The organism is Kitasatospora sp. NPDC042419 (assembly GCF_056437345.1).
In genome coordinates, this window is the sequence record NZ_JBWKAW010000047.1 from 1 (window position 1) to 20,767 (window position 20,767).

The following is a 20,767-nucleotide window of genomic DNA, read 5'->3' on the forward strand; positions in this document are numbered from 1 at the left end:
GACGAACTCCCCCACCTCGCCGCCCGCCGACACACCGAGACCCAGACCGGCCTCGTCCTCCCCCTCCGCTCGATCCTCGCCACCGACCACACCGAAGCCGCCCTCCTCCCCGAAGCCCTCACCTTCATCCACTGGGGCGGCCGCCTCACCTCCGCACAGGAAGGCATCGTCGCCCGCCACCGCCCACCCCACACCGTCACCGCCGTCCACTGGCTCCACCGCGCCCAACTCCCCGACGCCATGCCCCCCGACCACTACCGCCGCACCACCCAGGCCCTCGACGCCCTCACCAGAGGCGCCCACCTTTCCCTCCTCCTCCGCGGCACCCCTGCCGAGTGACGACGAAGCGCCGGTCGGCCCCACCTGGGGACCGACCGGCGCGTGACGTCACCTGAGGCGCCCGGCAGCGGCTCGCATCGAGGTACCGCCGGAGGTTCGGCGCCTCAGCTGCACAGAGCCGCCGTCTGCACCTGCGCCGCTCCCGGGCCCAGCGGGACGGGCACCTCGTCCTTCAGGTCCGCGCCGAGGTCGTAGACGTTGAGGGCCAGGACCAGCTGCCGCTCGCCGTCGACGGTGCTGAGCGACATGCTCGTGAAGCCGGGGCCGCCGCCGTCGGTCGCCCAGGTGCTGACCCGCTTGGCGTCCGGACCCGTGCCGCAGGCCACCTCCCTGCGCTGCACACCGAGCCCGTACGCCGGCCCACGGCCGAACTGCACCGTGTCCAACAGCTCGCGCTGCTGGGCCGGGCGCAGCAGCTTGCCGCCGAACAGGGCCCGGTGGAACCTGGCCAGGTCGTCGACCGTGGAGATCATGGCGCCGGCGGTCCAGTCGTACGACGGGCTGAACCGGGTCACGTCGCGGCCCGCGAGGTCGTACCCGTGCAGGTGGGGGCCGCGGATGTCCGGGTCGGTCACGGGGAAGGAGGTGTTCCTGAGGCCGAGCGGGACGAGGATCCGCCGGTGGATCTCGGAGGGCGCGCTGTGGTGGGTGACCGCCTCGATCACCAGCCCGGCGAGCAGGTAGTTGGTGTTGGAGTACGCCCAGCCGTCACCGGGCCGCTCGAACGTCGGCGCGTGCCGGACGGCGCGGGCGATCACCTCGCGCGGGGTGTAGACGTAGCCCCACTCGTGGCGTTCCAGGTAGGGGGCGAAGAACTCCGGCTCGTCGGTGGGGTCGTAGATGCCCGAGGTGTGGTTGAGCAGGTGCCGGACGGTGATGGCGTTGCCGTCGTTGCCGTTGCCGCTGACCACGCCGGGCAGCCACTTCTCCACACTGTCGTCGAGCGAGAGCCGTCCTTCGCCCTCCAGTTGCAGGAGCACCGTCGAGACGAACGACTTGGTGTTGCTGGCGATCCGGAACCGCTGGTCCGGCCGGGCCCGCTCGCCGGTCGCCGTGTCGGCGAGCCCGGCCGCCGTCCTTGACTCCCGCTCCCCGTTCCTGGCGTACGCGACGGCGGCCGGGAAGCCGTCCGCGACCGTCTGCTCGACGGCCACCCTGAGACCGGCGGGCGGCGCGGCCGAGGCCCGCTCCGCCGCCACCGCGGCCGTCGGGAGGAGCCCCGACACCGCCATCGCGCACATTCCCGCCACCAGTGCTGCGGCCCCCGCACGTACCTTCACCGATCACTCCCGTACTTCTGTTCCCCGTGCTGTTTCGCGTCCAAGCCTGCCGCGCTGCCGCACCGGTCGCCCATCCTGCTGGCGCCCGAGTTCATACGGGGGCTGCCCCCACCCCCCTTCCTGCAGCCTGCACACGCCGCAGCAGTCGGCCGGTCTCCCCCGGGTCAGAACAGCTCCGCCAGCTCCGTCCGCGAAGCGATGCCCAGCTTCGGGTAGGCCTTGTAGAGGTGGTGCCCCACGGTCCGGGGGCTGAGGAACAGCTGCGCCGCGATGTCCCGGTTGGTCATGCCCCGGGCGGCCAGCCGGGCGATCTGCAGCTCCTGCGGCGTGAGCGCGGTGAGCACGCCCGGCGCCGCCTCCACGGGTGCCGGGGCCGCGCCGCCGGTCGCCGTCAGCTCGGTCCGGGCCCGGTCGGCCCAGGGCCCGGCACCGAGCCGTTCGAAGGTCTCCAGCGCCGCGCCCAGGTGCGGCCGGGCGTCCGTCCGGCGCCGTTCCCGGCGCAGCCACTCGCCGTACAGCAGCGCCGTCCTGGCCTGTTCGAAGGCCCGGTTCGCCCCGTCGTGCAGGGCGAGCGCGGCCAGGTACGCGGACTCGGCCAGTTCGTCCGGCCCGAGCAGCGCCTGGCAGCGCAACCGCAGCGCCTCCGCCCAGGGCGCCCCCGCCGCCCACGCGGCCCCCGCCCAGCGGGCGAACCGCTCGTACGGCTCGGCGGCCCGCTCCGGCTCGCCCAGCCGCACGGCCGCCTCGACCAGGTCGGGCACCGCCCGGGTCGCCCCGACGTGGTGCCGGTACGGGCCGGTGGTGAGCGCGTGCAGCCGGTCGGCGGCGACCGACGCCCGGCCCCGCCCCAGGTCCAGCAGGGCAAGCCCCCACTGCGCCCAAGGGGCACCGGCGGCCGGGGCGGACGACCCGGAGACGAGCGCCGCTCCGGCCAGCTCGACGCACCGCTCGCCCGCGCCGCCGAGCGCGGCGACACACGCCAGCAGCGCCGCCAACTGGCTGGTCCACTGGTGCTGGCCGATGTCCCGGGCCAGGGCGAGTGCCTCGCTCGCGGTGACCTCGGCATCGCGGTGGCGGCCGTGGAACAGCTCCGCCTCGGCGAGGAAGAACTGGAGGGTGGGCAGCACCCCGACGGTGCCCTTGGCCCTGGCCTCCGCCACCAACTCCGAAGCCAGGTCGAGGGTTTCGGCGTCACGGCCGAGGATCAGCGCCGCGCCGCACAGCTGGACCAGGTCGCTCGGGCTCTCCGCCCCGGCCTTGCGGGCGGCCTCGACGGTCTCGCGGAGCGCGGGCACCGGATCCGCCGGGCGGCCCAGCACGGGCAGGACGGCGGCCGGCAGGTGGCGGGCCAGCGGGGCGAGCGGCTCCTCCGCGGCGAGCGGCAGGGCCGCCATCCGGTCGAGCACGGCGGCCACCTCCTCCTCACCCACGTACCAGGCCGCGTGGAACGCCTGGAGCAGCATGCGGGCGGCGTGCGAGGGCTCGATGTCGGTGGCGGCCGCGTCCAGCAGCAGCCGGTAGGCGGTCGGGTAGGAGCCGCGCCAGAAGTGGGCGACCGCCCGGACCTGGTCGAGCAGCGCGTGCGCGAACGGGTCGTCGGTCCGCGCCCGGGCCCGGCCGGCCAGCTCCTCGGCCTGCGCCAACTTTCCTTCCTCGGTGGCGGCTTCGGCGGCGAGCACCAGCCGCCGGGTGGCGCCGTCGCGGTCCGGGGTGAGCCGGGCGGCGCGCTCGTACGCGGCGGCGGCGCCTCCGTGGGCGCCCCGTGACTCGGCGCGGACGGCGGCCCGTTCCAGCGCGTCGGCGAGGCCGGCGTCGGGACCGGTGGCGGCGAGAACCAGGTGCCAGGTGCGGCGGTCGCCGTCCTCCAGCGCCTCGCCGATGGCCCGGTGGACGGCCGACCGCTGCTGGAGCGGCGCCCGCTGCAGGACGGCGGCGCGCAGCAGGGGGTGCCGGAAGGCGAGCCGGCGGTCGGCGCCGACCCTGACCAGTCCGGCCTGTTCGGCGGGCGCCAGCCCCTCGGCGCCGACTCCGAGGGCCGCGGCGGCCGACAGGACGACGTCGAGTTCGCCGTTCTCCTCGGCGGCGGCGACCAGCAGCAGCGTCTGGGTGGCCGGCGGCAGCCCGGTGACCTGGCCGTGGAAGGCGATCTGCAGCCGGCTGCCGAGCGCCAGGCCGCCCGCGTCCGACTCGGCTTCGGTGAAGGGGAGTTCGACGAGGGCTAGCGGGTTCCCGGCGGCCTCGGCGAGCAGTCGGCGGCGGATGCCGTCGGTGGGCCCCCCGCCGGCGCGGGCGTCGAGCAGCCGTTCGGCGTCCGGGCCGGCGAGCCCGGCCAGGCGGAGCTCCGGGAGCCCGGCCAGCGGCAGGCCGTCCACGCCGCCTCCGGCCGGGCCGGCCGCGGTCGGGCCCGTGTCCCGGACGGCGAGCAGCAGGGCGACGCCCTCGGCCTGGAGCCGGCGGGCCGCGAGCAGCAGCGCGTCCAGCGAGGCGCGGTCCAGCCACTGGATGTCGTCGATGACGCACAACAACGGCTTGTCGGAAGCGAGTTCGGCGAGCAGGCCGAGCGTCGCCAGTCCGGTGAGCAGCCGGTCGGCGGGCGCGCCGCCGCCCTCCCCGAGCCCGAACGCGCCCTCCAGCGACCGCCGTTGCGGCCCCGGCAGGGCGGGGAGCCGGTCCAGCCCGGACGCGAGCAGCAGGCTCAGCCCGGCGAAGGGGAGTTCGGCCTCGTACTCGACCCCGGTCGCCCGGACCACCCGGACGGCGTCACCGGCCGCCGCGACCGCGTACTCCAGCAGTGCCGTCTTGCCGATGCCCGGTTCGCCGCGCAGCACCAGCACCCCGCTGCGGCCGTCCCTCGCCCCGTCGAGCAGTGCGTCGACCGCGGCCTGCTCCCGTTCCCGCCCGTACAGCATCCCCGTCCCCATGCCCCGACCCTACTGGCGCGGCCTACGTACACCCCTACCTATGCGTGACGGATTCGCCCGCCCGCCGTCGTCCGTACCTTCATGAGCAGCGGGAACGACCCCGCCGGGGCCGCCCAACCGGCCCACCGGACAAGGGAGAAGAACCATGAACGCCATTCAGCCGACCGACCTCCAGCAGCTCGCCGAGCGGTACCTCGCCGCCTGGAACGAGACCGACCCGGCCGCCCGCCGGAAGCTGATCGACGAGGTGTGGGCGGCGGACTGCCGGTACACCGACCCGCTGGCCGCCGTCACCGGCCGCGAGGGCGTCGACGCCCTGATCGGCGCGGCCCAGGGGCAGTTCCCCGGGCTGGAGTTCACCCTCGGCCCGGTCGACGCGCACCACGACATCGCCCGGTTCACCTGGAACCTGGGGCTGGCCGGGGAGGAGCCGCTGGTGATCGGCTTCGACGTGCTGGTGGCCGACGCCGACGGCCGGATCGCCTCGGTGCACGGCTTCCTGGACCGCGTCCCCGGCGCCTGAGCCGCCGTCACTGCGGCCGGGGCGGGGTGGGCACCGCCGCCGCCCGCCCCCGGCCGCCCCGCCCCACCGGCGCCCACCACCGTCACCCGCCGGCGCCCACCACCCACCACCGTCAACCCACCGCCGCCCCGCCCGGACCCGATCACACCGAGGAGCAACCGAGTTGAGCACCACCCTGACCGCCCGCCCGAACGCCACCGGGACCGACGGGAGCGCCGCCACCGGGAACCCCCGGGGCCTCCTGCTGGTCGTCCTCGCCGCCACCTTCATGACCGCCCTCGACGTCTTCGTCGTCAACGTCGCCATACCGTCCCTCCAGACCGACCTGAGAGCCGGGCCCGCCGCCGTCCAGTGGGTGGTCGCCGGCTTCGGTCTGGCCATCGCCGCGGGCCTGGTCACGGCCGGACGGCTGGGCGACCGCTACGGCCGGCGCCGGGTGTTCGGCCTCGGCCTGGCCCTGTTCACGCTCGCCTCCGCGGCCTGCGGTCTCGCCCCGACGGCCGGCGCGCTGGTCGGCGCCCGGGTCGCCCAGGGGCTCGCGGCGGCGCTGATGGGCCCGCAGGTGCTGGCGATCCTGCGGACCGCGTTCAGCGGCGCGGCGCAGGCCCGGGCGTTCGCGATGTACGGGCTGACCATGGGCCTCGGCGCCGTGTTCGGCCAGCTGATCGGCGGAGTACTGATCCGCGCCGACCTGTTCGGCCTGGACTGGCGCAGCTGCTTCCTGATCAACCTGCCGGTCGGCCTGGCCGCGCTGGCGCTGGTCCGCCGCTGCCTGCCGGAGTCCCGCGCCCCGCAGCGGCCCGGCCTGGACCCGGTGGGCGTGCTGCTGGTGACCACCGCGCTGACCGGCCTGGTGCTGCCGCTGATCCAGGGCCGCGAGGCGGGCTGGCCGCTCTGGACCTGGCTCTGCCTGACCGGCTCGGCCGCCCTGCTGGCCGTCTTCGTGGTGCACCAGCACCGGACCGGCCCGTCCGGCTCGCCGCTGGTCGACACCCGGCTCTTCCGCGCCCGCGCCTTCACCACCGGGCTGCTCGCCCAGCTCGCCTTCTGGCTCGGCCAGGCGTCCTTCTTCCTGGTGCTGGCCCTCTACCTGCAGCCGGGCCGCGGCCTGGACGCGCTCGGCGCCGGCCTGGTCTTCACCGCGATCGGTGCCGGCTACCTGATCACCTCGACCACCGTGCACCGCTTCGTCGCCCGGCTCGGCCGGCAGGCGATCGCCCTGGGCGGGCTGCTGATGGCCGCCGGACTGGGCCTGCTCGGCCTCGCCGTGCACGCCGCCGGGGACACCGGCAGCGTCTGGTGGCTGGCGCCCGGCCTGTTCGTGGACGGTCTCGGAATGGGCCTGGTGATCGCCCCGGTGACCTCGGTGGTGCTGGCCGGCGTCGAGCCGCGGCTGGCCGGGTCGGCGGCGGGCGTGCTGGCCACCGTCCAGCAGGTCGCGGGGGCGCTCGGCATCGCGCTGATCGGCATCCTCTACTACGGCGCCGGCGACCCGGCCACCGCGTTCGGCCGCAGCGTCGGCGCGCTGGCGGTGCTGGAGCTGCTGCTGGTGGGTCTGGTGCAGCTGCTGCCCCGCCAGACGGCCTGAGCGGGCGGCGCACCCGGGAGGAACGGGGAGCGGGGCGGGCGCGGGGGCGGGAACGGTCCGTCCCCGCGCCCGCCCCCGTTCCGTTCCCGCCCCCCGATCGGGTTGGATGGGTGGATGAGCGAGGAGAAGAGCGCCGTTCCGGCGTGGGAGCAGCGGTTCAGGGCGGCACGGGTCTCCCTGCCGGACTGGGCGGAGGACGCCCCCGACCGGGCGCTGTACGTGTCCAACGCGAGCGGCACCTACGAGATCTACGCCTGGGACCGCGCCACCGACACCCACCGGCGGGTCACCGACCGTCCGAACGGCACCACCGACGCCGAGCTGTCCCCCGACGGCGCGTGGATCTGGTGGTTCGACGACAACGACGGCGACGAGTTCGGCATCTGGCGCCGTCAGCCCTTCGAGGGCCGCCCCGAGGGAGCGACCGGCCCCGACGAGGAGGCCGTCCCCGGCCTCGACCCCTCCTACGAGGCCGGCCTGGCACTCGGCCGGGACGGCACCGTCGTGGTCGGCCGTTCCACCGACGAGCACGGCACCACCCTCCACCTGCGCCGCCCCGGCGCGTCCGAGCCGGTCGAGATCTACCGGCACGCGGAGTACGGCGGCGTCGGCGACCTCAGCCACGACGGCACCCTGCTGGCGATCGACCACACCGAGCACGGCGACGCGATGCACGGCGCGATCCGGGTCGTCCGCCTCTCCGACGGCGCGACCGTCGCCGAACTGGACGAGGTCACCGGGCACGCGGAACCGCGCGGCGTGGCCTGCATGGGCTTCGCCCCGCTGGACGGCGACACCCGGCTGCTGGTCGCCCAGCAGCGCACGGGCCGCTGGGAGCCGGTGATCTGGGACGTCGCGACCGGCGTCGAGACCGCGCTGCCGCTCCGCGACGAGCAGGGCCGCGAACTGCCCGGCGACGTCTCCGCCCAGTGGCGTCCCGGCGGCCGCTCCCTGCTGATCGAGCACGAGTACGAGGCGCGCAGCGAGCTGTTCTCGTACGGGCTCGACGGCACGGACGGCCAGGACGGCACCGGCGGCGCGGACGGCGCCAAGGACGTGCTGACCCGCCTGGACACCCCGCGCGGCACGGTCAGCGGCGCGACCGCCCGGCCGGACGGCACGGTGGAGTTCCTCTGGTCCTCCGCCGCCCAGCCGTCCGCGGTCCGCTCCACCGCCGGCACCGTGGTGCTGCGCGCGCCCGGCGCGGTACCGCCCGGCTCGGTCCCGGTCGAGGACGTCTGGGTGGACGGCCCCGGCGGCCGGGTGCACGCGCTGGTCCAGCGGCCGTCCGGGGCCGGTCCGGCGGACGGCCCGTTCCCGACCGTCTTCGAGGTGCACGGCGGCCCGACCCACCACGACAGCGACTCCTTCGCCGCCGGCCCGGCCGCCTGGCTGGACCACGGCTTCGCGGTGGTCCGGGTCAACTACCGCGGCTCCACCGGCTACGGCCAGGCCTGGACGGACGCCCTGCGCGAGCGGGTCGGCCTGATCGAGCTGGAGGACATCGCGGCCGTCCGGGAGTGGGCGGTGGCGAGCGGCCTCGCCGACCCGGACCGGCTGGTGCTGTCCGGCGGCTCCTGGGGCGGCTACCTCACCCTGCTCGGCCTCGGCGTGCAGCCGGAGCTCTGGAGCCTCGGCGTCGCCGCCGTCCCCGTCGCGGACTACCTGACCGCGTACGACGACGAGATGGAGGCGCTGAAGGCGATCGACCGCACGCTCTTCGGCGGCACGCCGGAGGAGGTGCCCGAGCGCTGGACCGCCTCCTCGCCGCTGACCTACGTCGAGCGGGTCCGGGTCCCGGTCTACATCAGCGCCGGGGTGAACGACCCGCGCTGCCCGATCCGGCAGATCGACAACTACGTCGAGCGGCTGGAGCAGCTGGGCAAGGTGCACGAGGTGTACCGGTACGACGCCGGGCACGGTTCGCTGGTCGTGGACGAGCGGATCAAGCAGCTCCGGCTGGAGATCGACTTCGTCCGACGGCACCTCGCGGCGGGCGGCGTCGGAGAGAATCGGGCGGAGACGAAGGAGAGGGACGGGGGGAACGTGTGAGACGCCTGCTGGCGATCATGGGGGTGGGGGTGGCCGGGGCCTTGGTGCTCACCGGCTGCTCGGGTCAGGACAGCGGCGACGGAGGCGGGTCCGCCTGCCCGCCTCCCGCCTCGCCGTCGTCGTCGCCTTCGCCGACGGCCACGACTTCGGCTTCGGCTTCGGCTTCACCGGCGGCCACGGCCAAGGCGACGACGACGGCCGCCACCGCGGCGGCCGTCGCGGTCCAGGCGGCCTTCCGTACGGTCGAGCACGGCACGGGAGCGGAAGGCACGGTCGAGCACGGCGCGGGCGCACACGCTGCGGTCGCACTCGGCACGGGCGCGGACGGCGGCACGGTCCTGCTGGCCAAGTCGGGCTCGTCCGGGTCCAAGGGATCATCGGGCTCGAAGGGGTCGAAGAGCGGCCGCAAGGTGCGCCACCACGCCGACAACGACTCCGACGGCGACAACGGCAGCAGCAGCGGTAACGGCAACAACAACAGCCGGCGCTGCGACCCGCCGCCCGCCACGCCGTCCCCCTCGGCCACGCCGTCCACGCCCTCCGGGGCGCCGACACCGTCCGTACCGGTGGTGCCGAGCACGCCGGTGGTGCCGAGCGCACCGGGCGTCCCGTCCAAGCCGGTCGTGCCGCCGGTGAAGCCCACCCGCTGAACCGGCGGGCCGGTCAGTCCAGGACCGGGTCCAGTCCCAGGGCCCGGTCCTGCTCGGCCTCCGCCTCGCGGCGCAGCAGGCGGAACCACATGAACACCACGAAGCCGCCGAAGACGAACCACTCCAGCGTGTAGCCCAGGTTCTGGAACGCCCGCAGGCTCAGGCCGTTGCCGCCCTGCGGCTGCACCGTCGGCACCGGGGTCAGGCCGGACGGCGCCTCGTCGGCGGACACCCAGCCGTCGTACCAGCCCTCGTAGGAGAGCTTGTTGACCAGTGCGGCCTGGTTGATCGTGCCGAGCTGCCCCTCCGGGAGCCCGCCGGCGACCGCGCCGCCGCTGCCGCTGGTCTCGCCGGCCTGCAGCCGGCCGGTCACCGTCACCTCGCCAGCGGGCGCGGCCGTCGTGGCGGCGGAAGTCCCGGCAGCGGGGGTACCGGCCGCCCAGCCGCGGACCACCGCGACGGTCCGGCCGTCGAGGGTGCGCAGCGGGGTGAGCACGTAGTAGCCCTGCTTGTCGTCCAACACCCGGTTGGGGACGAGCAGTTGGTGTTCCTGGTCGAAGGTGCCGGTCACCGTCACGGGTCGGCCGACGGTGTCCGTGGTGACCTGCGGCCGGTCCGCGCCGAGCACCTCGCCGAGCGGCCGGGGGGCGCGGGTGTCGTTCACCGACCGGCTGATCTCCTCGTGCGAGGAGACCTTGTCCTCGAACCGGCCGAGCTGCCAGGAGCCGAGCCAGACGCACACCGCGACGGCCGCGACGGCCAACGCGGTGCCGCTCAGCCAGCGCGGGGTGAGGAGGAACCGGTACACACCCCCCACGGTAACCACTCCTCACACCCCGCCCGACCCCAGGCCCCCCGCCCGGCCCGGACACCACCCCTCGGAGCGGATAGTCGGACCGGTCGGCTTCCCGCTCCCGGAGGCCCCGCCGGGCCGCCCCGGGTGGCCCGGGCGGCCCGGGCGGCCCACCCGGGTCGTCTCCTCGGGGGCCTCCGGCTCGGCTTCCCAGTCGCGCTCCTCCTCCGTGCGCCCCACCCGTGGCTCCCCAGCCGTGGCTCCTCCGCCGTGCTCCCGTTCCGGGACTGCCCGCCCGTGGTCCCCGACCGCGGTCACCGGCCGGGCTCGCGCACCGGGGCTACCCCGCCGGGGCGTCCTGCCCGTGGTCCCCCGCGCTCACTCCGCCGAGGCCGAGGGGCTCGGTGCCGGGAGCGCCGACGGGAGCGGCCCGGGCGCGGTGCGGTAGACGGTGCCCGCGCAGGCGCCCGGGAGGAGGACGGTCGCGGCCGCCGGGTTGCCCGGTGCCGGGGTGTAGGCCAGCGTGACGCTCGCCGACGGCTTGCCGGGCCCGGCCGTCGAGGTGGCCGTCGGGCTCGGGGCGCCGGTCGGCGTGGCCGTCGGCGAGGCGGACGGCGGGGGCTCCGCGCTCGGCGCCGCGCTCGGGCCGGCCTCCGGGGCCGCCCCCGTCGACAGACCGGGCGCGTTCGAACCGGCCGGTCCGGCGCTCTGCAGCCCGGGGGCCGTACCGCTGCGCGTGCTGGTGCTCGTGCTGGTGCCCGCTGCCCCGCTCGCTCCCCCGCTCGCGCCGCCGTCCGATCCCGGCGCCGCACCGGTGCCCGCTCCCGGGCCCGGGGCCGCGCCGCCCGTCGAGCCGCCGACCGTCGAAGCGCCGCCCGTGGTGCCACCGGTCGCCGTGCTGCCGCCCGAGCCCCCGCCGGTAGCGCCGCCCGCCGTGCTCTGCGCGGGGCCTGCGGACGCGCTCGGCGAGGTCGTTCCGCCGGGGTTGGGGCAGCCCGCCGCGTCCGGCACCCAGCCGAAGTCCACCCGGTACCCGGCCCGGGACGCGAGGACGGGGCCGTCGGCGCCCCCGTTCGTCCCCGTCGTCTCCGCCGGGGCGGGCAGGCCCGTCGCCGGACCGCCCGCCGTGTGGTCGGCGATCCGGATCCGCCCGGACTCCGTCCCGCTGGTGCCGATGACCGTGACCGAGCCGGGACCGCCGAGCCGGCAGTCGTGCGCGGACGTGTTGATCAGCGTGAAGTAGCCGTAGATCCGTCCGTCGGCGTCGGGTGCCCCGATCTGCGCGGTGCCCTGCCCGAGGTCGCCCCGGGTGCAGAGGGGCAGCGGCCGGCTCTCGCCGCCGGTGCCGGTCGCGGTCGTGGGGACGGACGTCCCGGGCGCCGGGCGGGTGGTGCTCGCGCCGACGCTCGGCGAGGTTTCGACGGTGCCGGACGGGGTGCCCGGCGAGCTGGGCGTGCTCGTGCCGGGGGCCGGCGGCGGGCTCGGCCAGACGATGCCCCCGCCGGACGGGGTGCCGGTGGAGGTCGCCGTGGCCGTCCCGCCGTGCGCGTTGGGCGAGCCCGGACCGCCGGAGAGGCCGAGGTGTTCGTCGTCGTGCAGGGCCGGCAGCAGGACGGAGACGGCGACGGCCAGTGCGGCGGCACCGGTCCAGGCGCCCCGGCGCGCGGCCCGTCGGCGCGGCACCGCCCGGCGGATGTGCTGGAGGCCTCCGGGGACGGGGTGGACCTCGGCGACGGCCCGCTGCATCAGCGCGCGGACCAGCCGCTCCTCCGAGCCGAGCGGATCGGTGCCGTCCTCGGCACCGGGAAGGCCCTGGAACCCGCCCGGACCACCGGGGCCGCCCGGACCACCGGGGCCGCCCCGTCTGCCGTCGCCGCCCGGACCGCCCTGGCCACCCGGCCCACCGCCGGAGGAAGCCCGTCCGGCGGACATCCGATCGTCCTCAGCCATGCCCGGCCTCCATCTGGACCCGCAGCGCGGCGAGTCCGCGTGAGCCGTACGCCTTCACCGAACCCAGCGAGATGCCCAGGGTCTCCGCGACCTGCGCCTCCGTCATGTCCACGAAGTAGCGCAGCACCAGAACCTCCCGCTGACGGCGTTGCAGACCCCGTAGCGCGGCCTTCAACTGGTCACGCTCCAGCGCATCGTAGGCTCCTTCTTCTGCGCTGGCCATGTCAGGCATGGGCTTCGGGAGCAGCCGCAGCCCGAGGATCCTGCGCCGCAGCGTGGAGCGGGAGAGGTTGACCACGGTCTGCCGGAGGTAGGCGAGGGTCTTCTCGGGCTCACGCACCCGCCGCCGGGCGGCGTGCACCCGGATGAACGCCTCCTGCACCACGTCCTCACAGGTCGAGAGGTCGTCGAGGAGCAGTGCGGCCAGCCGCAGCAGGGAGCGGTAGTGGGCCTGATAGGTCTCGGTGAGCAGATCCTCGCTGGCCCCCGCGGCGGTGCCGGCGCCGGAGTCCGCGGCGCCTGGTGCGACTGCCGTCATCTGACTGTCTTCCGGCCTATCCGCAGGCCGCTGGGCGCGCGGCGGGAACGTCACCGCGGCCGCTGCCGAGATGCCCGCCCCTGCCCCCACCATCACGTTCGCCACGCCCGTTGGACACTCGATCCCCTGTCATGGTTGCCCAGCCCGGCGGACATTCTTCCGCATCGGCCGGAGCCCCCTCCAGGGGATTAGGCGAGGATTCCTCAAGCAGTCCGCGAACAAACCGCGCAGACCCCGGTTGAGCAGCGGCGCCCCCGGCGGCCGGACCACCGGCCCGCCGATCCGTCAGCCCGCCGATCACCCGATCCGCCGGCACTCCGGCCCGCTGATCCCGTCGGCGCGACGGCCCGCCGATCCGTCAGCACTCCAGCCCGCAGATCCGCCGGCACTCCAGCCCGCCGATCCGTCAGCCGGTGGACCGTCAGCGCGCCGGGCCACCCGGCCCCCCGGGCCGCCCGCTCCGTCGGCCCACCGGTTCCGGCGGCCCACCGCCCGGGTTCACAGGGCGAGTTCGCCCGCCACCAGTTCGGCGATCTGCAGCGCGTTCAGCGCCGACCCCTTGCGCAGGTTGTCCCCGCAGAGGAAGAGGTCCAGCGCCGTCGGGTCGTCCAGCGCCCGCCGCACCCGGCCCACCCACACCGGGTCGGTCCCGACGGCGTCGTTCGGCGTGGGGAACTCGCCGGCCTCCGGGTCGTCGTACAGCACCACGCCGGGGGCGTCCCGGAGGATCTGCTGGGCGTGCTCCTGGGTGACCTCGCGTTCGAAGACCGCGTGCACGGCGACCGCGTGGGTGCGCACCACCGGGATGCGGACGCAGGTGGCGGAGACCCTGAGCCCGGGCAGGCCGAGGATCTTGCGGGACTCGTCCCGCACCGTGCGCTCCTCGGAGGACCAGCCGCCGTCGGTCAGCGTGCCGGCCCACGGCACCGCGTTGAGCGCCAGCGGGGCGGCGAACGGGCCGTGGTCGGCGATCACCGCGCGCAGGTCGCCGGTCTGTTCGCCGACCTCGGTGCCGGCCACCAGCGCCAGCTGCCCGCGCAGCGCGTCCGCACCGGCCCGGCCCACACCGGAGGCGGCCTGGTACGAGGCGACGACCAGCTCGGCGAGCCCGTACTCGGCGTGCAGCGCGCCGATCGCCGCGATCATCGCCAGCGTGGTGGAGTCGGGGCTGGCCACGATGCCCCGCGAACGCATCCGCACCGCCGCCGCGTTGACCTCGGGCACGACCAGCGGGACGGTCTCGTCCAGCCGGAACGCCCCGGAGTTGTCGACCACCACGACGCCCTTGGCGGCCGCGATCGGCGCCCACCGGGCGGAGACGTCCTCGGGCACGTCGAACAGCGCGACGTCGATGCCGTCGAAGGCCTCCTCGGTGAGCGGGAGCACCTCGACGTGCTCCCCGCGCACGGCCTGCTTGCGGCCGGCCGTGCGCGGGGAGGCGAGGAGACGGATCTCGCCCCAGATGTCCCGGCGGAGGGAGAGCAGGCCGAGGAGCACCTCGCCGACCGCGCCGGTGGCGCCGACGACGGCGAGGTTCGGCCGCCGGGTCATCGCCCGGTGCCTCCGTAGACGACGGCCTCGTCCGACTCGCTGTCCAGCCCGAAGGCGCTGTGGACGGCGCGCACGGCCGCGTTGACGTCCTCGGCGCGGGTGACCACCGAGATGCGGATCTCCGAGGTGGAGATCAGCTCGATGTTGACCCCGGCCGCCGAGAGCGCCTCGAAGAAGGTCGCGGTGACGCCCGGGTTGGAGCGCATGCCCGCGCCGACGAGCGAGATCTTGCCGATCGCGTCGTCGTAGCGGAGCGACTCGTAGCCGATGCCCTCCTGGACCCGGTCGAGCGCGTCGATGGCCTTCTGGCCCTCGGTCTTCGGCAGGGTGAACGAGATGTCGGTCAGACCGGTCGACGCGGCGGAGACGTTCTGCACCACCATGTCGATGTTGACCTCGGCGTCGGCGATGGCGCGGAAGATGCGCGCCGCCTCGCCCGGCTTGTCGGGCACGCCGACGACCGTGACCTTGGCCTCGGACGTGTCGTGGGCGACTCCGGAGATGATGGCCTGCTCCATCTCGCCCCCTTCGGGCTTGTGCGGGTTGTCGTTGCTGACGATCGTCCCGGGAAGGCCCGAGAAGGACGAGCGTACGTGAATCGGGATGTTGTAGCGCCGCGCGTACTCCACACAGCGGTCGAGCAGCACCTTGGAACCGGACGAGGCGAGCTCCAGCATGTCCTCGTACGCGATCCAGTCGATCTTGCGCGCCTTCTTCACCACGCGCGGGTCGGCGGTGAACACGCCGTCCACGTCGGTGTAGATCTCGCAGACCTCGGCGCTGAGGGCCGCGGCGAGGGCGACGGCGGTGGTGTCCGAGCCGCCGCGGCCGAGCGTGGTGATGTCCTTGCTCGACTGCGAGACGCCCTGGAAGCCGGCCACGATCGCGATGTTGCCCTCGTCCAGGGCGGTGCGGATGCGGCCCGGCGTCACGTCGATGATGCGCGCCTTGTTGTGGACGGAGTCGGTGATGACACCGGCCTGGCTGCCCGTGAAGGACTGGGCCTCGTGACCCAGGGATTTGATCGCCATGGCCAGCAGGGCCATGGAGATGCGTTCTCCAGCGGTCAGCAGCATGTCGAACTCGCGGCCGGCGGGGAGAGGTGACACCTGCTCCGCGAGTTCGATGAGCTCGTCCGTCGTGTCGCCCATCGCGGACACCACGACGACGACCTCATGGCCGGCCTTCTTGGCGTCAACGATTCGACGGGCCACGCGCTTGATGCCCTCGGCATCCGCAACGGATGAGCCGCCGTACTTCTGCACGACAAGGCCCACGTGCGCTCCTCGACTTGTGTCGTTTCCGGGGGCGCTCGGCCCCCGCACCCCCGGGTGGCGGGGGCTGTGCGGTCGGCGCCAGTCTACCGAGCAGGGGTGCGGCGCCCCTCGGTTTCCATATGATGAGACACACGTTTCAGCAGGTGAGCGGCCGTTCGGGCGGCCCCACCGGCAGGTCTGCGGGGTATCCGGGACGGCCCCGCAGAATCGGCGGACAAACGGCCGGCAGCCCCGGAGTTTTCTTCCCGGCCGACGCTCCTGAGGTCTGCGTCACAGTTCGGCCCGGACCGGCGGCGGACCGCCAGGACCACCCGGACCGGCCGGACCGCCGGACCACCCGGCTTCAGCGCCCGGGACCGCCGGCCTCATCGCCACCGGCCGTGCCGCCGGGACCGCCCGGGCTCAGCGCCCGATCCCCAGCTCCGCCGCCATGAGGTCGCCGGCCTGCTGTTCGAGCTGCTCGTCGGTGAGTCCGTCGTTGTCGGTGTCCGCACCGTCCGGCGCCGCCCCGATCGGGCTGTCCAGCCGGACGTGCGCGATCAGCGACTGCAGTGCCCGCAGCACCGCCGTGCAGGTCGTACCCCAGTTGGACAGGTAGGAGAACTGCCACCACCAGAGCGCCTCGCTGACCCGCCCCTCGCGGTAGTGGGTGAGTCCGTGCTGGAGCTCGCTCACCACGCCGGCCAGGTCGTCCGAGATCCGGAACGCGTTCGGCTTCTCCGGCGGCCCGTACGGGTCGAAGACCTCGTGGTAGACGTCGATCGGCGCGAGCAGCTCGGCCAGCCGCTCGCGCAGCTGCTCGCCGTCCGGCTCCGGCCCGGTGTCCGGCTCGAACCGGTCCTCCGGGACGACGTCCTCGATCGCGCCCAGCCGGCCGCCGGCCAGCAGGAGCTGCGAGACCTCCAGCAGGAGGAGGGAGACCGCGCTGCCGGGCTCGTCGCCCTTGGCCACCTCGGTGACGGCGAGCACGAAGCTCTCCACCGAGTCCGCGATCTGCACCGCGAAGTCGTCCGGCTCCGAGCCGTGCGCGTGCGTGTGCCGGGTGTGCCGGTCCTGCTCCGGTCCGGCCTGGTGTGGCGTGTGGGGCTGCTGGTTGATGGTCTGGTCAGACATCGAGCAGTCGTCTCCCTTCGAAGGCGCGGCCGAGCGTGACCTCGTCCGCGTACTCCAGATCCCCGCCGACGGGCAGGCCGCTCGCCAGCCGGGTCACCTTCAGGCCCATCGGCTTGCAGAGCCGGGCCAGGTAGGTGGCGGTCGCCTCCCCCTCCAGGTTGGGGTCGGTGGCCAGGATCAGCTCGGTGACCGTGCCGTCCGCGAGCCGCGCCAGCAGCTCCCGGATCCGCAGGTCGTCCGGGCCGACGCCCTCGATCGGGCTGATCGCGCCGCCCAGTACGTGGTAACGGCCGCGGAACTCACGGGTGCGCTCGATGGCGACGACGTCCTTGGACTCCTCGACCACGCAGATGACGGCCAGGTCGCGGCGCGGGTCCAGGCAGACCCGGCACTGCTCGGCCTCCGCGACGTTGCCGCAGACGGCGCAGAACCGGACCTTGTCCTTGACCTCCAGCAGCGTGTGCGCCAGCCGGCGGACGTCGACGGGGTCGGCCTGCAGGACGTGGAAGGCGATCCGCTGGGCGCTCTTGGGCCCGACGCCGGGCAGCCTGCCCAGTTCGTCGATCAGGTCCTGAACCACGCCCTCGTACAACGTCGCGCCTTCCCTCAGGTGGATCGGTGGCACCCGCGCGGGGTGCTCCGGTGCCATCATCCAACGAATCGGGCGCCGGGCACACCGCCCGACGCCCGACTCCCGCATAAATCACACAGGTCCGTTGTCTGAACTCCAGACCTGCACTGCCCCGGGAACCGCCCGGAAGCCCGTTCCGACCGGCCCGGAGAGGGCCGCGCGGGCCGCTTCCGACCCGCCGCCCCTCCCGGTCAGAACGGCAGACCGGGGATGCCGCCGCCGAGGCCCTGGGTCAGCGGGCCCATCCGCTCCGCCTGCATCTTCTGCGCCGACTGGTTCGCGTCACGGACAGCCGCCAGGATCAGGTCGGCCAGGGTCTCGGTGTCCTCCGGGTCCACGGCGGCCGGGGCGATGGCCAGCGCCACCAGCTCGCCGGCACCCGTCACCGTCGCCTCGACCAGGCCGCCGCCCGCCGAACCGGTCACCTTCGCCTCGGCCAGCTCCTGCTGGGCCTGGGCGAGGTCCTGCTGCATCTTCTGCGCCTGCTTGAGCAGCGCCTGCATGTTGGGCTGGCCACCACCGGGGAACACGGGTCACTCCTTGCGTTCGGTCCTGCGTCCTGTGTGCGTCGTCGCCCCGAGCCTACGTGCTGCCCGTACGGCTCAGCCGCCGCTGTGCCGGATCTCCTCCAGCACCGTCGCACCCAGCTCGCGGATGATCAGTTCCTGGCCGGAGAAGGTCTCCTCGACGAGGTCCGGGTCGTCCTCCTCCGGGATGTCGTCCTCCGGGGCCACCGCCTGCACCGGGCGCGCCGGGGCGGCCTGGGGCGAGGGTGCCTGGACCGGCGACGGGACGGGCGCGACCGGCACCGGCTGCGGCGCGGCGACCGGCGCGGGCGCCGGTACGGGGGCGGCCACGGGCGCCGGAGCGACAGCCGCCACGGGGGGCGCGGGAGCCGCCGGACGCGCCGGTGCGGCACCCCAGCCGCCACCACCACCGCCGGCACCGGCACTGCCGGCACCACCGCCGAAGCCGCCCGCGGGAGCACCGCCGGCCGTGCCGCCGGACCCGCCCGACGGGTCGACGATGCACTCGATCCGCCAGTCCACGCCGAGCGCGTCCGCCAGCGCCTGCCGCAGCACGTCGTCGCTCTTGCTGCTGACGAAGCTGTCCCGCGCGCCCGCGTTGATGAACGACACCTGGAGCACGCTGCCGTCGAACCCGGCCACCTGGCCGTTCTGGCTCAGCAGGATCCAGGTGAACCGGCGCCGGCTCTTCACCGCCTCCAGGATCTGCGGCCACAGCTGCCGGACCTGCCCGGCCCCCTGCTGCGCCGCCGCCGACGGCTGCCCGCCGGCCGCCGCCGCAGGCGCCGGAGCGGGCTGCTGCGGCTGCTGCACGGGCACCGCGGGCGCCGGGGCGGGGGTGGGCGCGGCTGCCGGGGCCTGCGCGGGCGCGGGCGCCTCGCCGGCCGGCGGGAAACTCCGCTTGATCGGCCACGCCCCCGGCGCGGGACCGGCCGGGGCCGCGGGCGCCGCGGGGGCGACTGGCGCCGGAACCGGGGCGGGCGCCGCCTGCACGGGCTCCGCCACGGGGGCCGCCGCGTACTGGACCTCGGACACCGGAGCCACCGGTGCCACCGGAGCCGCCGGCATCCCGCCGGACGCCGTCCCACCCACCGGAACGCCCCCGGCCGCCGCCCCGCCGCCGGCGAAACCACCGGCCGCCGCCCGGCGCTCCAGCTTGTCCAGCCGCGCCTGCAGCGACAGCTCGTCGCTGTACGCGCCCGGCAGCATCACCCGGGCACAGATCAGTTCCAGCTGGAGCCGGGGCGCGGCGTTCCCGCGCATCTCCGTCAGCCCGGTGTTGACGATGTCCGCCGCCCGGCTCAGCTCGGCCGCCCCGAAGGAGTCCGCCTGCGCCTGCATCACCGCCACCCGGTCCGCCGGGGCGTCGATCAGCCCCTTCTCCCCCGCGTCCGGCACCGTGGCCAGGATCACGAGGTCCCGCAGCCGCTCCAGCAGGTCCGTGACGAACCGGCGCGGGTCGTGCCCGCCCTCGACCACCCGGTCGACGACCTGGAACACCGTCGCGCCGTCGTGCGCGGCGAACGCGTCCACCACCTCGTCCAGCAGCGCCGAGTCGGTGTACCCGAGCAGCGCGGTGGCCATCTGGTAGGTCACACCGCCCTCGGTGGCACCGGCCAGCAGCTGGTCCATCACCGACATCGAGTCACGCACGGACCCGGCGCCGGCCCGCACCACCAGCGGGAACACCGAGTCCTCGACCTCGATCGCCTCCCGGCCGCAGACCTCCGCGAGGTAGTCGCGCAGCGTGCCGGGCGGCACCAGCCGGAACGGGTAGTGGTGCGTCCGGGACCGGATCGTCCCGATCACCTTCTCCGGCTCGGTGGTCGCGAAGATGAACTTGAGGTGCTCCGGCGGCTCCTCCACCACCTTCAGCAGCGCGTTGAAGCCGGCCGAGGTCACCATGTGCGCCTCGTCCAGGATGAAGATCTTGTACCGGCTGTGCACGGGGGCGAAGAACGCCCGCTCCCGCAGCTCACGCGCGTCGTCCACACCACCGTGCGAGGCCGCGTCGATCTCGATCACGTCGATCGACCCGGGCCCGCCCGTGGCGAGGTCCCGACAGGACTGGCACTCACCGCACGGCGTGGGGGTCGGCCCCTGCTCACAGTTCAGACAGCGGGCCAGGATGCGCGCGCTCGTCGTCTTCCCGCAGCCGCGCGGGCCGCTGAACAGGTACGCGTGGTTGACCCTGTTGTTGCGCAGGGCCTGCTGGAGCGGAGCGGTCACGTGGTCCTGACCGATGACCTCCGCGAAGGTCTCGGGGCGATAGCGGCGGTACAGGGCTAGGGACACACCACCGACGATATCGGGACGGACGGACAAACGCGTCGCCCCTCGGCCCCGCCCCGCCTCCACCCGGCCCCCGCCGGAAGCCCCCGGGAACGCAAAGACCCCTCGTGCACCCGCCAGAGCCCTCCTACCCTTGCTGCCTTCCGGCCCTGGGGGGGTTCAGAGAGATAACGCCACACGAGGGGCTGCCCCCAACAGTACCGGATCCCGGCCCCACCCCTCCACCACCACCCCCTCCCCCCATCCGCAGGCGACCCCGCTCCCCCACCTGCGAGATACGTGGTCGCAACCACCCCTGAACATGTACTAAGCTCTCCCACGGAGGATTCGCCTAGAGGCCTAGGGCGCACGCTTGGAAAGCGTGTTGGGGGCAACCCCTCACGAGTTCGAATCTCGTATCCTCCGCCTCTGCCAGCCATGGCAGCACGAAGGCCCCGACCGCCCAGCGGTCGGGGCCTTCGGCGTTCCGCGGTTGCGGTTCTGATGAGTCACCGCCTTGCCAACACCTTGCTCCTAGCCACCAGCGGACGCTGGGATGTGCGCCGCACCCTCTGAACAGCGGGCTCGAAAGGGCGTCCGGAACAGCTGGTGGCCGTACGCTCTCACGCCTGCCCCAGCACCTCCGTGAACGCTGCCGCGCGGCTCCCCCGGACCTGGGCCTCGACGAATTGCTCGGGAGCGGGCCTCGGGCAGTGCGCCGGGGCGCGGACCGATCGGTGTAGAGGTCCGCCTCGAAGTCCCC

The 20,767-nt window shown here is 74.8% G+C and carries 16 protein-coding genes, 1 tRNA gene and 1 other RNA gene; 5 read left to right on the plus strand and 13 right to left on the minus strand.

The genetic code is table 11. The features are described 5' to 3' along the window. Positions 1-339, plus strand: a 339-nt coding sequence (locus AC067J_RS41245) for an NUDIX hydrolase (protein WP_478307953.1), incomplete at its 5' end; no start/stop codon positions are given. A gap of 104 nt (positions 340-443) precedes the next feature. Here AC067J_RS41245 and AC067J_RS41250 read toward each other — a convergent pair. Both AC067J_RS41250 and AC067J_RS41255 read right to left on the minus strand, forming a co-directional pair. Further along, complete coding sequence (locus AC067J_RS41250) at positions 444-1,619, minus strand: serine hydrolase domain-containing protein (protein ID WP_478307954.1); 1,176 nt, start codon at positions 1,617-1,619, stop codon at positions 444-446. 164 nt (positions 1,620-1,783) lie between these two features. Continuing rightward, positions 1,784-4,540 carry an ATP-binding protein gene (locus AC067J_RS41255; protein ID WP_478307955.1) on the minus strand — a complete coding sequence of 919 codons (2,757 nt, stop codon included), beginning with the start codon at positions 4,538-4,540 and terminating at the stop codon, positions 1,784-1,786. A gap of 145 nt (positions 4,541-4,685) precedes the next feature. Between AC067J_RS41255 and AC067J_RS41260 the strand changes: the two genes are divergently transcribed. From AC067J_RS41260 to AC067J_RS41270, 3 genes are all read left to right on the plus strand, one after another. After that, positions 4,686-5,063, plus strand: coding sequence for a nuclear transport factor 2 family protein (locus tag AC067J_RS41260; RefSeq protein WP_478307956.1), 378 nt, complete (start codon positions 4,686-4,688; stop codon positions 5,061-5,063). A gap of 163 nt (positions 5,064-5,226) precedes the next feature. Next, on the plus strand, positions 5,227-6,651 hold the full coding sequence (locus tag AC067J_RS41265) for an MFS transporter (RefSeq protein ID WP_478307957.1): 1,425 nt from the start codon (positions 5,227-5,229) through the stop codon (positions 6,649-6,651). Between the two features lie 114 nt (positions 6,652-6,765). Continuing rightward, the gene (locus tag AC067J_RS41270) at positions 6,766-8,703 is read left to right on the plus strand and encodes a S9 family peptidase (RefSeq protein WP_478307958.1); all 1,938 of its coding nucleotides are present in this window, start codon (positions 6,766-6,768) and stop codon (positions 8,701-8,703) included. Positions 8,704-8,767: 64 nt separating this feature from the next. Here AC067J_RS41270 and AC067J_RS41275 read toward each other — a convergent pair whose 3' ends face one another. The 11 genes from AC067J_RS41275 to ffs form a co-directional block, all read right to left on the minus strand. Beyond that, positions 8,768-9,346: a hypothetical protein gene (locus AC067J_RS41275; protein ID WP_478307959.1), complete on the minus strand. Its 579-nt coding sequence runs from the start codon at positions 9,344-9,346 to the stop codon at positions 8,768-8,770. Positions 9,347-9,366: 20 nt separating this feature from the next. After that, positions 9,367-10,161 carry an SURF1 family protein gene (locus AC067J_RS41280; RefSeq protein ID WP_478307960.1) on the minus strand — a complete coding sequence of 265 codons (795 nt, stop codon included), beginning with the start codon at positions 10,159-10,161 and terminating at the stop codon, positions 9,367-9,369. Between the two features lie 363 nt (positions 10,162-10,524). Continuing rightward, positions 10,525-12,096 carry a hypothetical protein gene (locus AC067J_RS41285; RefSeq protein ID WP_478307961.1) on the minus strand — a complete coding sequence of 524 codons (1,572 nt, stop codon included), beginning with the start codon at positions 12,094-12,096 and terminating at the stop codon, positions 10,525-10,527. Then, positions 12,089-12,634, minus strand: a complete 546-nt coding sequence (locus tag AC067J_RS41290; RefSeq protein WP_478307962.1) for a SigE family RNA polymerase sigma factor — start codon at positions 12,632-12,634, stop codon at positions 12,089-12,091. Before AC067J_RS41290 ends, AC067J_RS41285 begins: the two co-directional genes overlap by 8 nt. A 498-nt stretch (positions 12,635-13,132) precedes the next feature. Continuing rightward, a complete protein-coding gene (locus tag AC067J_RS41295; RefSeq protein ID WP_478307963.1) occupies positions 13,133-14,185 on the minus strand; it encodes an aspartate-semialdehyde dehydrogenase in 1,053 nt (350 codons plus the stop codon). Next, positions 14,182-15,462: an aspartate kinase gene (locus AC067J_RS41300; protein ID WP_478307964.1), complete on the minus strand. Its 1,281-nt coding sequence runs from the start codon at positions 15,460-15,462 to the stop codon at positions 14,182-14,184. The genes AC067J_RS41295 and AC067J_RS41300 overlap by 4 nt, the downstream gene beginning before the upstream one ends. 402 nt (positions 15,463-15,864) lie before the next feature. Further along, positions 15,865-16,575, minus strand: a complete 711-nt coding sequence (locus tag AC067J_RS41305) for a DUF5063 domain-containing protein (protein ID WP_478307965.1) — start codon at positions 16,573-16,575, stop codon at positions 15,865-15,867. Beyond that, on the minus strand, positions 16,568-17,167 hold the full coding sequence (gene recR / locus AC067J_RS41310) for a recombination mediator RecR (RefSeq protein ID WP_478307984.1): 600 nt from the start codon (positions 17,165-17,167) through the stop codon (positions 16,568-16,570). Before recR ends, AC067J_RS41305 begins: the two co-directional genes overlap by 8 nt. A 230-nt stretch (positions 17,168-17,397) precedes the next feature. Then, positions 17,398-17,736, minus strand: a complete 339-nt coding sequence (locus tag AC067J_RS41315) for a YbaB/EbfC family nucleoid-associated protein (RefSeq protein ID WP_478307966.1) — start codon at positions 17,734-17,736, stop codon at positions 17,398-17,400. Positions 17,737-17,808: 72 nt separating this feature from the next. Next, positions 17,809-20,028 (minus strand): DNA polymerase III subunit gamma and tau, encoded by a 2,220-nt coding sequence (locus AC067J_RS41320; RefSeq protein ID WP_478307967.1) that lies wholly within the window; start codon positions 20,026-20,028, stop codon positions 17,809-17,811. A 90-nt stretch (positions 20,029-20,118) separates the two neighbouring features. Next, positions 20,119-20,215: signal recognition particle sRNA small type (gene ffs / locus AC067J_RS41325), an RNA gene on the minus strand. A gap of 130 nt (positions 20,216-20,345) precedes the next feature. On the opposite strand from ffs, the gene AC067J_RS41330 reads away from it, so the two are divergent. Then, positions 20,346-20,430 (plus strand) — tRNA-Ser (locus AC067J_RS41330). Positions 20,431-20,767 lie beyond the last annotated feature (337 nt).

Bases quoted from the DNA above. Each gene is read 5' to 3' on its own strand.
- AC067J_RS41255 (WP_478307955.1), bottom strand. From the start codon at position 4,540: ATGGGGACGGGGATGCTGTACGGGCGGGAACGGGAGCAGGCCGCGGTC.
- AC067J_RS41260 (WP_478307956.1), top strand. From the start codon at position 4,686: ATGAACGCCATTCAGCCGACCGACCTCCAGCAGCTCGCCGAGCGGTAC.
- AC067J_RS41270 (WP_478307958.1), top strand. From the start codon at position 6,766: ATGAGCGAGGAGAAGAGCGCCGTTCCGGCGTGGGAGCAGCGGTTCAGG.
- AC067J_RS41285 (WP_478307961.1), bottom strand. From the start codon at position 12,096: ATGGCTGAGGACGATCGGATGTCCGCCGGACGGGCTTCCTCCGGCGGT.
- AC067J_RS41290 (WP_478307962.1), bottom strand. From the start codon at position 12,634: ATGACGGCAGTCGCACCAGGCGCCGCGGACTCCGGCGCCGGCACCGCC.
- AC067J_RS41295 (WP_478307963.1), bottom strand. From the start codon at position 14,185: ATGACCCGGCGGCCGAACCTCGCCGTCGTCGGCGCCACCGGCGCGGTC.
- AC067J_RS41305 (WP_478307965.1), bottom strand. From the start codon at position 16,575: ATGTCTGACCAGACCATCAACCAGCAGCCCCACACGCCACACCAGGCC.